Source organism: Amycolatopsis sp. cg13 (genome assembly GCF_041346965.1).
GTDB lineage: Bacteria > Actinomycetota > Actinomycetes > Mycobacteriales > Pseudonocardiaceae > Amycolatopsis.
In genome coordinates this window covers 1,838,113-1,851,914 of record NZ_CP166848.1, presented here as the reverse complement: position 1 = coordinate 1,851,914, position 13,802 = coordinate 1,838,113, and the positions used below count along the sequence as shown (strand labels likewise).

At 69.9% G+C, this 13,802-nt stretch carries 12 protein-coding genes; 5 read left to right on the top strand and 7 right to left on the bottom strand.

The genetic code is table 11. The annotated features are described in order from the left end of the window. Position 1: 1 nt before the first annotated feature. Positions 2-1,831, top strand: a complete 1,830-nt coding sequence (locus AB5I40_RS08250; RefSeq protein ID WP_370937839.1) for a beta-galactosidase — start codon at positions 2-4, stop codon at positions 1,829-1,831. A gap of 36 nt (positions 1,832-1,867) precedes the next feature. On the opposite strand, the gene AB5I40_RS08245 is transcribed toward AB5I40_RS08250, so the two are convergent. From AB5I40_RS08245 to AB5I40_RS08235, 3 genes are all read right to left on the bottom strand, one after another. Continuing rightward, a complete protein-coding gene (locus AB5I40_RS08245) occupies positions 1,868-3,079 on the bottom strand; it encodes an NAD(P)/FAD-dependent oxidoreductase (protein WP_370937838.1) in 1,212 nt (403 codons plus the stop codon). Further along, positions 3,072-4,694, bottom strand: coding sequence for a LodA/GoxA family CTQ-dependent oxidase (locus tag AB5I40_RS08240; protein WP_370937837.1), 1,623 nt, complete (start codon positions 4,692-4,694; stop codon positions 3,072-3,074). The genes AB5I40_RS08245 and AB5I40_RS08240 overlap by 8 nt, the downstream gene beginning before the upstream one ends. A 236-nt stretch (positions 4,695-4,930) precedes the next feature. Continuing rightward, complete coding sequence (locus AB5I40_RS08235) at positions 4,931-6,169, bottom strand: ferritin-like domain-containing protein (RefSeq protein ID WP_370937836.1); 1,239 nt, start codon at positions 6,167-6,169, stop codon at positions 4,931-4,933. Positions 6,170-6,486: 317 nt separating this feature from the next. Between AB5I40_RS08235 and AB5I40_RS08230 the strand changes: the two genes are divergently transcribed. Then, positions 6,487-7,659: a hypothetical protein gene (locus tag AB5I40_RS08230; RefSeq protein WP_370937835.1), complete on the top strand. Its 1,173-nt coding sequence runs from the start codon at positions 6,487-6,489 to the stop codon at positions 7,657-7,659. A 16-nt stretch (positions 7,660-7,675) separates the two neighbouring features. Here the strand turns inward: AB5I40_RS08230 and AB5I40_RS08225 are convergent, their stop codons facing one another. After that, positions 7,676-8,158, bottom strand: coding sequence for an Lrp/AsnC family transcriptional regulator (locus AB5I40_RS08225; protein ID WP_370937834.1), 483 nt, complete (start codon positions 8,156-8,158; stop codon positions 7,676-7,678). Positions 8,159-8,219: 61 nt separating this feature from the next. On the opposite strand from AB5I40_RS08225, the gene AB5I40_RS08220 reads away from it, so the two are divergent. Then, a complete protein-coding gene (locus AB5I40_RS08220) occupies positions 8,220-9,230 on the top strand; it encodes a Glu/Leu/Phe/Val dehydrogenase dimerization domain-containing protein (protein WP_370937833.1) in 1,011 nt (336 codons plus the stop codon). 65 nt (positions 9,231-9,295) lie between these two features. Here AB5I40_RS08220 and AB5I40_RS08215 read toward each other — a convergent pair whose 3' ends face one another. Continuing rightward, positions 9,296-9,451 carry a hypothetical protein gene (locus AB5I40_RS08215; RefSeq protein WP_086024889.1) on the bottom strand — a complete coding sequence of 52 codons (156 nt, stop codon included), beginning with the start codon at positions 9,449-9,451 and terminating at the stop codon, positions 9,296-9,298. A 328-nt stretch (positions 9,452-9,779) separates the two neighbouring features. Between AB5I40_RS08215 and AB5I40_RS08210 the strand changes: the two genes are divergently transcribed. Both AB5I40_RS08210 and AB5I40_RS08205 read left to right on the top strand, forming a co-directional pair. Next, positions 9,780-10,151, top strand: coding sequence for an STAS domain-containing protein (locus AB5I40_RS08210; RefSeq protein ID WP_370937832.1), 372 nt, complete (start codon positions 9,780-9,782; stop codon positions 10,149-10,151). A gap of 122 nt (positions 10,152-10,273) precedes the next feature. Beyond that, entirely contained in the window at positions 10,274-11,236 is a 963-nt protein-coding gene (locus AB5I40_RS08205) for a TIGR03557 family F420-dependent LLM class oxidoreductase (RefSeq protein WP_370937831.1), read from the top strand. Between the two features lie 58 nt (positions 11,237-11,294). Here the strand turns inward: AB5I40_RS08205 and AB5I40_RS08200 are convergent, their stop codons facing one another. Beyond that, positions 11,295-12,386, bottom strand: coding sequence for a Vms1/Ankzf1 family peptidyl-tRNA hydrolase (locus AB5I40_RS08200; protein ID WP_370937830.1), 1,092 nt, complete (start codon positions 12,384-12,386; stop codon positions 11,295-11,297). 27 nt (positions 12,387-12,413) lie between these two features. After that, a complete protein-coding gene (locus AB5I40_RS08195) occupies positions 12,414-13,706 on the bottom strand; it encodes an NAD(P)/FAD-dependent oxidoreductase (protein ID WP_370937829.1) in 1,293 nt (430 codons plus the stop codon). Positions 13,707-13,802: the final 96 nt, after the last annotated feature.

Here is a 13,802-nt window from a genome sequence, read left to right as displayed (position 1 = left end):
GATGGACGTGAGCAGGAGGACTTTCCTCGGCGGCGCGGCCGCGGTCGCCGCGAGCACCGTGTTCGCCGGACCGGCGGGCGCGGCCGGACGTCGCGGGCTGAGCGTGTCCGGCGACCATTTTCTCTTGGACGGCAAGCCGTTCCAGATCGTGTCCGGCGCGATCCACTATTTCCGGTTGCGTCCGGACCAGTGGCACGACCGCCTGTCGCGGCTCAAAGCGCTCGGCCTCAACACTGTCGAGACCTATGTGGCCTGGAATTTCCACCAGCCGACGCCGGGCCGAGCCGATTTCCGCGGTCCTCGCGACCTCGTGGCGTTCATCCGCTTGGCCGGGGAACTCGGCTTCCAGGTCATCGTCCGCCCGAGCCCCTACATTTGCGCGGAATGGGAATTCGGCGGCCTGCCCGCCTGGCTGCTCGCGGACCGGAACATGGAACTGCGCTGCGCCGATCCGGCTTACCTCAAGGCCGTCGACGCGTGGTACGACCAGCTGATCCCGCAGCTCGAGCCGCTGGAAGCGCAGCACGGCGGACCGGTGGTGGCCGTGCAGATCGAAAACGAATACGGCAGCTACGGCAATGACACGAGCTATCTCGCGCACCTGCGGGACAGCCTGCGTTCGCGCGGAATGACGAGCCTTCTTTTCGTCGCCGACGGTGCTTCCGAATTCTTCATGCGCTTCGGCGAGCTGCCGGGCACTTTGGAAGTCGGAACCGGCGACGGCGATCCGGCCCCGAGCATCGCCGCACTGAAGGCTTTCCGGCCCGGAGCGCCGGTGATGATGGCCGAATACTGGGACGGCTGGTTCGACCACTGGGGCGACCCGCACCACACTACCGATGCCCGGGAAACCGCCGCCCACATCGACCAGCTGCTGGCTACGGGCGCGTCCGTGAACCTCTACATGGCCTGCGGCGGCACCAACTACGGCTTCACTGCTGGCGCCAACACGTCGGGTCTGCAATATCAGCCCACCGTGACCAGCTACGACTACGATTCCCCCGTCGGCGAAGCGGGCGACGTCGGCGCGAAATTCACTGCGCTGCAGGCGGTGATCACCAAATACACCAAACAACCCGTCGTCCCGCCGCCCCCCAGCTCGCCGCGCCTCCCGGCGCAAACCGTGACTCCCGCCGAGTCGGTGTCCCTTTTGGACTCGCTGCCCGCGCTGTCCACAGTGGTCCGATCGGCACAACCAGTGTCCATGGAACGACTGGGCCAGTCGACCGGCCTGATCCACTACCGCACGACCGTGCAAGGCCCGCATTCCGGCCCGCTCAGCATTCACGGACTGGCGGACCGGGCGCTGGTGTTCGTCGACGGCAAGCAGCTGGGCGTCCTGGACCGCAACCATCCGGACGCGACGCTGGACCTGAAACTCGAGAAACCGCGGACGCGGCTGGACATCCTGGTCGACGCCATGGGCCGGGTGAACTACGGGCCGTACCTCGCGGATCGCAAGGGCATCGACGGGTGGGTCGCGATGAACACCCAGCAGAAACTGTTCGGCTGGGAGATCCGGCCGCTGCCGCTGGACGACCTGTCGAAGCTGCGCTTTTCCTCCGGCTCGCCCGGCACCGGCCCGGCCTTCCACCGCGCGACCGCGGTGATCGCCGACCCGGCGGACGGTTTCGTCGCCCTGCCCGGGTGGGAGAAGGGCATCGTGTGGCTGAACGGCTTCAACCTTGGCCGGTACTGGAAGATCGGGCCGCAGAAGACGTTGTACGCGCCGAAGTCGTTGTGGCGGAGGGGGAAGAACGAACTGGTGGTGCTGGAACTGCACCAGCCGGGGTCGACGATCGAGATCCGTCCGGAGGCCGACCTGGGCTGAACGGGAGCCGAAGGTCCGCGACGCGCCGTGGACTGACTAGTGCACTACGAGGTGTCGAGCCTCAGTGACCCCTTCTCGGCGTCGAGTCCAAAATGGACCGTCCCAGCGCTGTTCCGCCCGGTAAACCTCCCGTCGTTGCCGAAGGTACGCGTCGAACCGGCGGCGCAGTTGCTGCCGGTGCTGGGCGGAATCGACCTGCCCGGTCACGATCAGCTCCGCAGCGGCCAGTCCGGACTCGATCGCCAGCGTGACTCCGGCGCTGCTGAGCGGATCGAGCGCCATCGCCGCGTCCCCGGCGGCGAGCCAGCCCCGGCCCGCGCTCGGGGTGAGGAGGTGGGAGCGGGCATCGCGGACGATCAGGGACGGTTCGTTGCGCGGGACGTCGAGGTGGCGGGTGTCCCGGAGGGCGGCCAGCCATCCTATCGGCCTGGCCCAGTCTTCGCGGCGGACCAGGTCGGCGTCGGACAACAGGGCGAGCGTCAGCCAGCCGCCGGGTTGCGGAGAGGCGTACCACCAGCCGTTTTCCGCCGCTTCGAGCACGACATGCCTGCGTGCGGGCAGCTCCGGCACGGTCGCGGCGACGCCGATCAGCCGGTCGGCGAAACAACGCCGGGCCCCTTGCGCGGTGGCGAACGCGGCGCGGCGGCCGGTGGCGTCGACGACGACATCTGCGGTCAGGCGGGTGCCATGGCAGGTGAGCGACCAGCCCGTCGCGGTGCGGCTGGCGGAGGACCAGCGGCCGTGGACCAGAACGGCCCCGGCGGTGACCGCGGCGGCGCGCAGCATCCGGTCGAACCGGGTGCGGTCGAGGTGCCAGCCTGGGCCTAGTCCGTCGAGGAGGTAGTCGCGGTATTCGAGGTCGGCGGAGCCCCAGGCCGAGGCGGTGCCCAGCGAACGCAGGTGGTCGTGGTCGAGGGCGGCGGTGCTGAGGCCGAGGCGGGCTAGTGCGCCGGAGATCGAGGGCGGCACGGATTCTCCGGCGGCCCCCAGGGACGCGGCGCGCGAGGAATCGCTTGCCGCGCAAGGGGACCCGGCCACAGCAGGGACAGACTCGCCGTTTCCACGGCGAACGAATGCGAGCGTCGCATCAATACCGGCGTCCCCGCCGTCCGAGGAGAAACCGGCCGCCCCGCCCTCCCCCGAGGACGCGGCCGGATCGACCACCACGACCTCGCACCCCGCTCGCCGCAGCGCGATCGCGGCGCTCGTTCCGGCCGGTCCCGCGCCGAGCACCGCGACCCTAGGCATGGTTGTGGTCGTCGAGAACGTAGCCGGGCCGGGGCAGCGTCCGCCGCACCTCGACGTACCGCGGTTCCGGCGGCTGGGTGTCGTCGGCGGGCCGGAGCCGGGTGTTGCGGGCGACGAAGCCGAGTTCGTGCCAGTGCTGGGCCATTCCCAGGTTGTCGGCGAACGCCACGTAGCCCTTCGCCGTCTGGTCGCGGATCGTGCCGACCCAGCCGACGTGGTTCCACTCGGAAGACCCGGGCTTGTCGCGCCGGGCGTAGACGAACATCGGGCGGTGCGCCGGCCACCACCAGAGGTAGTGCTCGTCGACCTTCAACACCGAGCAGGTGTTGAAATCCCCTTGCCACGGAACGGAAAGGTACTTCGTCACGTCGCCGGGTTCGAGGCCGCGCGCGGGGTCGGCGACCAGGCTCAGCCGGCCTGCTTCGACCGGCAGGTGCGGGACCGGGCGGAGCCGGAACGGCGCGGAGTAGACCGCCGGGACGCGCGAGAGCCACGACATCTCGATCCCGGGCGCGAACGGCGGGCCGCAGCAGTTGCCCAGCGCCGCTTCGGTCAGGTGGTGGCCTGGCCGCCGTTCCGCTTCGGAGCCGGGGTTGGGCGGCTGGTCGGCCGTCAGGAAGTTGCCGGCTGCCCATTGGCTGAGCAGGAAGTACTGGGTCTCGGTGAGGGAGTGGAACTTCGCGGTGAGCTGGCTGTCGTTGGCGGCGTCCTCGCCGACGATGTAGGGCATCATCCGGTAGCCGGTCTTGGCCGAGGCGAGCGTGTTGGGTGTGCGGGGCGGGCGCAGGACCTCGAAGAGACGGCGGCGGATCTGGTCGTAGCGCGGGTCTTTCGTGCCGAGCCGGGCCAGGTCGAAGGTGTGCACCTTGGGCGGGACCGCCACCACCCACGGGAGCACGACCGCGCGGCGCAGGATCGGTTCGATCTCCGTCGGGTAGTGCGGCTGGTAGGTCTTCTGCCACTGGCCGTTGTCGTAGAGGTCCGGGCGCAGGCCGGTGAACCGGACGGCCGTGTCGAAGATCGTGTCGTAGAGGGTGACCACGTTGACGATCTCGGGCGCGTAGGCGGGCGGCGCGACGATCGCCCACGCCTTGTCGTCGAGGCGGACCTCCTGTTCCGGGCCCAGCACGGTGCCGTGCTGGCCGAGCACGCGCACGACGAGCGTCGCGGACACCGGGCCGTCGGAGACGTCGTCCCACCAGCCGTCGTTGTTGTCGTCGTCGGGGATGCTCGGCTCGGCGTCGGTGGAATAGGAGATCCCGGAGCCGCCGAGCAGGAGCAGGCTGCCGTCCTTGGCGACCGTGATCCGCCCGAGCGTGGTGATCCGCTGCCTCGCCGGGTCCGGGCCGTCCGGCGGGAACGTGCTCCGGCCGTGCCCGTCGTTGCGGTCGAACTCGCCGATCCGGGCGCCGCGGCTGCTCACCGTGCGCGGGCCGGGGTCGATGATGAGCTTTTTGCGCGCCTCGCCCTGGACGTCCTCGTTGCGCAGCGGATGCCCGGCCGGGTAGCCGGTCTCGCCGATCCGGTCCTGGATCCGGTACCAGGACGCCTTTTTGTTCGCGAGATGCGCGGTCCAGACGATGTCGACGATCGTCGCGGTGCTGCCGTCGGACAACGGGAGCCGGGTGCCGATCGTGAGCGGTTCCTGCCGGTCGGCGGAGCCGGCCGTGCCGGTCCCGGAAACCGGCCGGTTCGAAGGGCAGGTCGCCCTCGCTTTCGCGGGGGAGCCGCCCGATCCCGTCCGGGGGCAGGTAGTAGTCCTCGGTGCTGTCTCCCGGACCGGTGTTGCCGAGCCTCGCGAAGCCGATCGCCGGGAAGATCGACACCGAACGGCCGAGCTGGGCCAGCGGTTCAGACATGGTCCGCCTCCGTTCTCGTCTCGGGCCGGTTCTCCTGGATCCGGCGCAGGGTGGCGGCGAGCGTCGGCGATCCGCCTTTCCGCCTGCCCGTGGCCAAATCCGCGACGAGCTGATCGAGTTCCTGCGGTTTCCGGCGGTCTTTCACCGGCAGGTAACGGAAAGCCGGTCCGGCCGTCGGATCGTCCGGAGTGTGGCTTTCGGCGGCGATCGGAGTCTGCATCAGCTCGGCGGCGAGCGACGGAAGGCTCACCCGCATTGCCGGGACGACGCTGGTGAAGAAGAGATCCCGGTCGCCTCTGAGCGCTTTCTGCAGATCGTCGACCAGCACGCTGTAGGCGTGGTCGAACAGGTCGCTGAGCGCGGCCGCCGTCGGGTTTTCGTACTTCGCCTTGGCGGGATTGGCGATCATCGGATACGTCGGGGGCAACGGGACCGTGCCGTCGGCGATCGCCTTGAACTTGAAGTAATGCGACATTTCGAGCGGCGTGCCCAATACCGGTCCGTAAGTGCCGTCGGCGCGCGGGCCGTAGTACTCGTACTGGCCCCACGGCTCGCGGACCCGGTATTTCGGATCGTCCAGTTCCCCGCTCATGTCGGCGCCCTCGCCCTGTTCGACGATCTCGTTGACCGCCTTTTTCGCGGACTCCAGATCCTTCACGAGGACGACCGTTCCGCCGCTGTTGCCGAAGTTCCACTGTTCGCTTTGCCGCGTGACGTCGTAGGTGCGCCCGGGCGTGCGGTCGTATTCCTCGAGTTTCTTCAGAATCGCCGAGTACAGCTGGCCGACGGTCGAGAAATCCTCCTCCTGCGCGACCGCGTCCGGCTGGGCAGGCTGCTCGATCCGCATGAAGGTGCTGCGGAACAGCTCCGGCGACGCCGCCATGAGCTGCAGATACGGCCCGCCGTCCTCGGCGTCCTCGGAAAGGTAGGCGGGATAGCTCGGCGGAAACGGATGTGCCGCTCCTGCCTCGGTGACCAGGGTCGGCGTGCCGCCGACTGCGTTGAGCAGGTTCGCGGCCAGATTGAGGTGGAGCATTTCCTCGAGCGCGACCCCGCGTACGAATTGGTAGGCCGAGGAAGCCTTGTCTTTGATCGAGTACATCGCGGTGAGATAAGGCGGAATGGTGGCGAACTCCACGCGCAAGGCGATGTCCAGAAGTTCTCGAAGTGTCTTGCCGTGCGGTTGCCTCGGAATGAGGTAGCGACGTTCGGGCACGGTTACGGCAGTCATGGCGACTCCCTCTCGATTGCGCCAGCGGCGATACCGGGCAATTTCGCGCGACGGCGACCCCCTGCCCGTGCTGGCGACCCTAGCAGCGGCCGGATCGGCCATCCAACGTCCGAACGGGCGCACTTCGGCATGGGGAAATTGGGAAAGAAGTGCAAGCGACCTAATGGTCAGGGAAGCTCTAAGGTGTTCTTATCGGGAAAGCGGTTCCGTGAGGTGGGTTTCTTTTGCCGCGGCGGATTAATTGGTCTTTACGCGATGCTGGAGACCGGATTGGCGGTTTCGGCTAGGCTGGCGCGGGACTGGCAGGGGAGGTCAGGGTGAAGGGGTTCACGACGCCAGGCAAACCGGTGGACGTCGCGAAGGTGTTTCCGGAGCTGGCCGGGCTGGCGCGGACCACGGTGCGGCTGCATCCGTGGCAAGACGCGGTGACGGTGCGGGATTCGTCGCTGGGCGGGCCGTTGCTGTGGCCCGCGGACGAGGCGTGGCCGGTGTGCACGGTCGACCATCCTGATTCGCGGCCGCTGCCCAGCGCGGAGGGAAAGCGGCTGCAGCGGCGGCAGGAGGAGATTCGCGCGGAGAAGAACGAGTACCCATACCTCGGGCCGCACCCCCTCGACGAGGAGTTCGCCAGGCTGGAGACCAGCATCCGCGAACTGCGGCGCGTCGATTTCGCGGACGATCCGGCCGCGGCGCTGCCCATGGCGCCGATCGCGCAGTTCTACCGGCGGGACATCCCGGAGCTGCCGTTTCCCGACGGGACCGACGTATGCCAGGTGCTGTGGTGCCCGACCGATCACGAGCCGCACTACGGTCCGCGGCCGCTGGTGCGGTGGCGCGATTCCTCGAGCGTGACCGAAGTCCGCGCGGCGCCGGAGCCGGACCTCGGCCTCGGCGACGAGGAAAGCCTGCCGTCGCCCTGCCGGATCTGGCCGGAGCGGGTGACGGAGTTCCCGCACTGGGACGATCTGCCCTCCGCGCGGCTGCGGGCCCGGATCGAGGAGTGGGAGAAGGGGAAGGACTGGACGTACTACGAGCATCTGTCGGTCGCGCCGGGCTCGAAGGTCGGCGGCTGGATCGGCTGGGTGCAGTACCCGGAGTGGCCGGAATGCGAGCGCGGGCATCGCATGGACCACCTGCTGACGGTTTCGTCGGCCGAGAGTGCCGGCGGGGGCTGGGAAACCTGGATGCCGCTCGAGGAGCAGGCCGCGGCGACCTTCGTGAAGCGGGTGGAGTTCGCGCTGGTCGACGGCGTCACGACCAGCCGGGAGATCGGGCTCGACGAGGAGTTCGACACGACCGCGGCCTATCGCACTTTCAGCGGCACGACGGCCGCGGTGGCGCCGGAAACGGTGAAGGAGCGCGTCATCCCCGCCGACCGGAGCGGGGCCGGCCGCCTGGACCTGATGCTGGGCGACGTCGGGGACGTGTACGTCTTCGTCTGCGCCGTCTGCCCGGACCGGCCGACCGGAGTCGAATTCCAGTGTCACTGACCGGCGTCCGCCCGCGTCACTGATCCCCGGCGAGGTTCTCGATCGCCCGCTTGCGGCTGTGGTCGAACACGATCGAACTGCGGAACTGCACGACCTCCTTGCGGCTGCTGAGATCCTCGACCAGGAACGTGTGCAGCCGGGAGACGTCCGGGACCGCGACGTGCAGCAGGAAATCGTCGCCGCCGGCGAGGACGAAGACGGCCATCACCTCCGGCATCGCCAGCGCCTCGCGGCGGAAGCGGTCGATGATCGGCTGACTGAGCGGGCGGATCTGCGCGAACACCATGGCCTGCACCGACCTGCCCAGCGCGGGCAGGTCGACCTCGGCGTGGAACCCGGTCAGCACCTGGCGGGCCTGCAGCCTGCCAATGCGCTCGGAACAGGTGGACGCCGCGACGCCGACGCGTTCGGCGAGGTCGCGCATCGGGATCCGGGCGTCCTGCTGGAGTTCGTGGACGATGCGGCTGTCGATCCGATCCAGGTTCGGGATTTCAGGCATTTGCCGAACATATCACTGCCTCTGCGCTTCGATGAGCGACAGAAGAGGCAGGCTGGCGTTCGTGAACCGAACAGAGAGTTTCGCTGGTGAAGCACTGCAGGTCGTCCGCGGCGCGAGGTCGGGAGTCGCGATCGCCGTCGCGATCCACTCGACAGCGAGGGGACCGGCGATCGGCGGCTGCCGGATCAAGGAGTATCCGTCGTGGCGGGACGGGGTGGACGACGCGCTGCGACTGTCGGCGGCGATGACGATGAAGTGCGCGCTGGCCGGACTTCCTTGCGGGGGCGGCAAAACTGTCGCGATCCTGCCCGCGGAGGGAGTGCGGCGGCCGGACCTGATCGCCGACATCGCCGAAGCGATCGCCGCGCTGGGCGGGCGCTACCGCGCGGGGCCGGACATCGGGTCGACGTCCGAGGACATGGCGGAGATCCACCGCCTCGCGCACGGCTGGGCGTTCTGCCGTCCGGAAGCCCAGGGCGGCAGCGGAACGTCGAGCGCGGCGACCGCACGGGGAGTCTTGGCGGCGCTTCAGGCCGGTGTCGCGCCGGGTTCGGTCGCGGGGCTGCGGGTGGGCGTGATCGGATTCGGGAGCGTCGGACGGCTCATCTGCAAGTCGCTGCTCGCGCGCGGGGCGGAGGTCGTCGTGACGGACGTCGACGGCGGGCTTCGGCCGGTCGCGGAGCGGCTCGGCGCGACCTGGACGACGAAGGACCTCGTGCGGGAGCGGCTGGACATTCTCGTGCCTGCCGCGACGGGCGGCCTGCTGACGGCGGAGTCGGCGGCGGCGTGCGGGGCGTCGCTGATCGTGGGACCGGCGAACAATCAGCTCGCCGCCGAGGAGGTCGCGACGGTGTTGCGGGACCGGGGGATCACGTGGATCCCGGACGTTGTCGCGAGTGCGGGCGGGATTGTCCACGCGGTCGGCCGCGAGGAACTCGGGATGGACGAGGCCGCGGCGAACGCGAAGATCGATGCGATCGCGGACACGACAACTGCGGTGCTGTCGCGCGCCCGCGAGCGGGGGTTGACGACGGTGCGGGCAGCGCGCGAACTGGCGGCCGGGCTCGGTTGAGCGAAGCGGCTAAGGCTCCGGGACGCGTCCCGGAGCCTTAGCCGCTGTTTTCCGTTTCCGCTGGATCAGTACCAATGGGCGCGGCCGCCGATTCGGCGTCCGGTCCCGCCGAGCACCGCCAGTATCGCGCCGATCACCACCAGGGCGATCCCGATGCTCCACAAAATCTGGATCGAGGTGATGAACCCGATCACGAGGAGAATGACGCCGAGAACAATCACGGGTAAACCTCGTCTTCCTTCTCTCAGTGGGGAATGAGGTGTGCTCACTGCCGGATACCCTCACTCGGTCGAGTGAAACATGGGATCGCTGGGCAATTCCGCGGCCGCGGCCATTCGCGCGGCGTGAATTTGTCACCACATTGCTCGGAGAGAAGGCGGGAGATCAGGCAAATGGCGTAAGGAAGCGCGTCGGCAATAATGCCGCGGCGGAACCGGACGAAGCGGATTGATCGTCGCTCGCCTGCGTCGCGGCCGAAGGACGGGCATCATGGTGGGGTGCTTCCCGCCTGCCCGGCCGGGCAGGGCCGACCGACGACGGGACCATGCGATGGACGAGCCGACCGATCCCGGCAGCGACCCGGTGCGCGAGTTCCGCGTCGAGCGCGCGGATCGGCCCCCGGCCGCGGTGCTGACGGTGTACGGCGAGGTCGACATGGTCACCGCGCCGCTGCTGACCGCCGCGGTCGACGAGGTGCTGGCCGCGGCTCCGCCGGTGCTGGTGGTGGATCTCGCCGCGGTGGAATTCCTGGCTTCGGCCGGGCTCACCGCGCTGGTGACCATGACGCAGGACCGGGCGGCGCGCGCCGTCCTGCGGATCGTCGCGTCCGGCCGGGCCACGGTGCGGCCCATCCAGCTCACTGGACTGGAGCAGAGCCTTCCCCTGTATCCGACGGTCGAGGCGGCGCTGGCCGGGTCCTGACCGCGGGCGTCTCTTTCGGACGGACGCGACGGGTGAACCGGGCCGGGACCGGGTAACCGGGCGGGGAGAAAGAGGTTCCGGGGCGTACGCGCCCTGCGAAGAGCCCGTCGAACGGGGAGAACATGCGCATCGGCTACACCTTGATGACTGAACAGACCGGGCCGCGCGAGCTGGTCGGCTGCGCGACCGCCGCCGAGCGGGCCGGATTCGATTTCGCCGCCTGCAGCGACCACTATTCGCCGTGGCTGGCCGAACAGGGCCACGCGCCGTACGCGTGGAGCGTGCTCGGCGCGGTGGCGCAGGCGACCGAGCGGATCGAGCTCATGACGCTCGTGACCTGCCCGACCATGCGCTACCACCCCGTGGTGGTGGCGCAGAAGGCCGCGACCGTGCAACTGCTGTCCGACGGCCGGTTCACCCTCGGGCTCGGCTCGGGGGAGAACCTGAACGAGCACGTCGTGGGCCAGGGCTGGCCGTCGGTGTCGGTGCGGCACGACCGGCTCGCCGAGGCGGTGCAGATCATCGGCGGCCTGTTCGACGGCGGCACGTTCACCTACACCGGCCGGCATTTCCAGGCCGACGGCGCGAAGCTGTGGGACCTGTCGCCGACGCGGGTGCCGATCGCGATCGCCGTGTCCGGCCCGAAATCGGTGCAGCGCTTCGCGCCGGTGGCCGACGCGATGGTGGCGGTCGAGCCGAACGCGGACCTGTGCACGGAATGGGACCACGACCGGATCGGGCCGCCGGCGCGCAAGATCGGCCAGCTGCCGGTCAGCTGGGACCCGGACCGCGGCGCGGCGATCCGGCGCGCGCACGAGCAGTTCCGCTGGTTCGGCTCGGGATGGCCGGTGAACGCGGAGCTGCCGGGCACGCGGGCGTTCGACGCGGCGACGCAGTATGTGAGCGAGGACGACGTGGCGGCGGGGATCCCGTGCGGGCCGGACGCTGGTCCGATTGTGGACGCGGTGAAGGAGTTCGAGCAGGCTGGGTTCACGGATCTGGCGTTGGTGCAGATTGGTGGGGCGGAGCAGCAGCCGGGGTTTGTGGAGTTCGCGGAGCGGGAGTTGCTGCCCGCGTTGCGGTAAAGGTCCACTGTAGACAAAAGGGCCCGGGTGCCGAGGCACCCGGGCCCATAGACGCACGTCACGGATGTCGCAGCAACGCCCCGAATCCGTCGGCCAGGTCGAGCCGTTCGTCCATCACCACGACGTCCGCCCCGACGGCCACCGCCGCGTACGGCAGGGCCTCGTCGGCGCGGCGGCGGGCCGGGTCGTCCGCTCCGAGGGCGTCCAGTCGCGGCTTCGCCACGCCGACCTGGGTCGGTTCCGGGCCGGTGTACACGCTGGCCTCGCCGGAGTCTCCGACCAGCAGCGTCGCCACGTTCGACTCCGCCAGCGCGGCGGTGACGGCGGACAACCCGCTGACCGCCAGCGCCGATTCGCGCCCGGCGTCGGCGCGGAAGCGATCGGCCAGGTCGTCCAGTTCGCGCAACCGTTGTCCGGTAAGCAGTTCGTGCACCGCTCGGTCCAGCTCGGCGCGGTCGGCACCGGAGGCTCGGCCGCCCGCGTCGACCTCCGAAGTGAGCGAGCGGGCCGGTTCCGGCAGGCGTTCGCGCAGTTCGGTGCGGGCCTGGACTTCGCCGGCCAGGACGATCGCCCGCGGCCGCACGCGTTCGGCGGCCTTCGCGACGTGGTCGGCGACTTCCGAGAGGTTGCGGTGCGTGGTCTGCTCGGCGTGCGACTGGATGTCGCGGTGCGCGGGACCGCCGCCGCGGACCTTGTGCACCGGGTGTTCCTGCCCGTGCACGGTCTCGGTTTCCACGCTGCCGTCGGGCCGGTGCACCTCGATGTCGGCGCCGGTCCGGTCGACCAGCACCACCAGATGCGCGGGTGCCTCTTCGAGGTGGCTCACCGTCGGCAGGAAGTACGGCAGCGCCGAGTAGCGCGCCTCCTGCGCCGGCGGCGGGGCCGCGAGCCGCCGGTCGAGCAGCACGGTGCCGTGCGCGGCGACGATGGTGCGTCCGGCCCGTCCGACCGGCGGCGTACTTTCTTCCACGGCGCGAAGAGCCGCCTCGACGGTCGGCCGGTCCGCGCCCTGGTCTTCGAGCGCCGCCTCGATCTCCTTGAGCCGCAACCGCAATTGCTTGGCCGCGTCCTCGGTGTCGTGCGATTCGTCGAAGTGCATCGAGACGAACGGCCCGTCGGTCAGCAGCGCGCGAAGTTCGTGTGTGTCCATTTCTTCCTCCCAACGTCCGGGAAAGTCTCACCGGGTCCGGGGCAGCTCGGGCGAGGCGGTGTCCAGCGGCACCGCGCCGGAGCGGACGAGACCCAGCTGCACGGTCTGCCGCCGCCCGAGCTTCTGCAGCGCCCAGTCGGCGGCCGTGCGCAGGCGGTTTCCCGGCAGGGACAGCAGATGGTAGCCGCGGGTCACGAGCCGGGCGGGAAGCCCGGCCAGCGGGATGTGCAGCGGATTGGCCGCGCCCTGGCCCGAGCCGAGGTCGACGGCGAAACCGAGATCGCGGTGCCGGTACCGGCGCGAGCGGCCGACGCCGAGCGATGCGGCGACGTTGCTTCCGGCCAGTTTGCCTTGCCGCTGCGCGTGTTGCGCGGTCATCGGCGTGGTCTCGCCGGGCCGGGTCAGGTCCGGTACCGCCGCCGCGTCGCCACAAGCGAAAACGTCGTCGCGGCCGGGCACGTTCAGCTCCGGCGTGACGACCAGCCTGCCCTTCACGGTTTCCAAACCCAGGTCGGACACCAGCGGATCAGGCCGGACGCCCACGCACCACACGAGCGTGTGCGTCGGCACCGCGTCGCCAGTGGTCAGCGTGACGCCTTCGACGTCCGCCCGGTCCACCGAGGTCTTCATCCGGACCTCGACGCCGCGCTCGCGCAGCACCCGGTCGGCGGTGGCGCCGAGCCGAGGGTCCAATTCGGGCAGTACGCGTTCGGCGATGTCCAGCAGCAGCCAGCGAATCGGCTGTCCGTCGAGTTCCGGGTGGCGGCGCGCGAGGTCGGCGGTGAACTCCGGGCCCTGCGCGGCGACCTCCGTGCCGGTGTAGCCCGCGCCGACGACGACGAACGTGCACCGGGCGTCGCGCTCGGCCCGGTCGTCGGTCGCGGCCGCCAGTTCGATCTGGCGGGTGACGTGGTCGCGCAGGTACAACGCTTCGGGCAGGCCCCGGAAACCGTGCGCGCATTCGGCGACCCCGGGGATCGGCAGCAGCTTGTTGACGCTGCCCGCCGCGAGGATCAGCCGGTCGTACTCCAGTTTCCCCTTGCGGTCCTCCGGGTCGGTGAACGTCACGGTGCGGGCGTCGAAGTCGACCGATTCCGCGGTGCCCAGCACCAGCCGCACGCCGCGCAGAGTGTCCGGAATGGACACCGCGACGTGCCGGGGGTCGACGATCCCGCTGGCCACCTCCGGCAGCAGCGGCAGGTACAGGAAATAGTCGGTCGGGTTCAGCACGACGATCTCGGCGCGGTCGCCTAGCGTGCGCAGCAGTTTTCGCGCCGCGTGGTATCCGGCGAACCCGCCGCCGACGATCACGACTCGCATGGGCGCCTCCTTTCCTCTCGACGGGTACCCGGCGCGCGGCCGGGCAATCGCGCCGGTTTCGTCCCGGCGCGCCCCGGGCACCCGGTGCCGGTACCC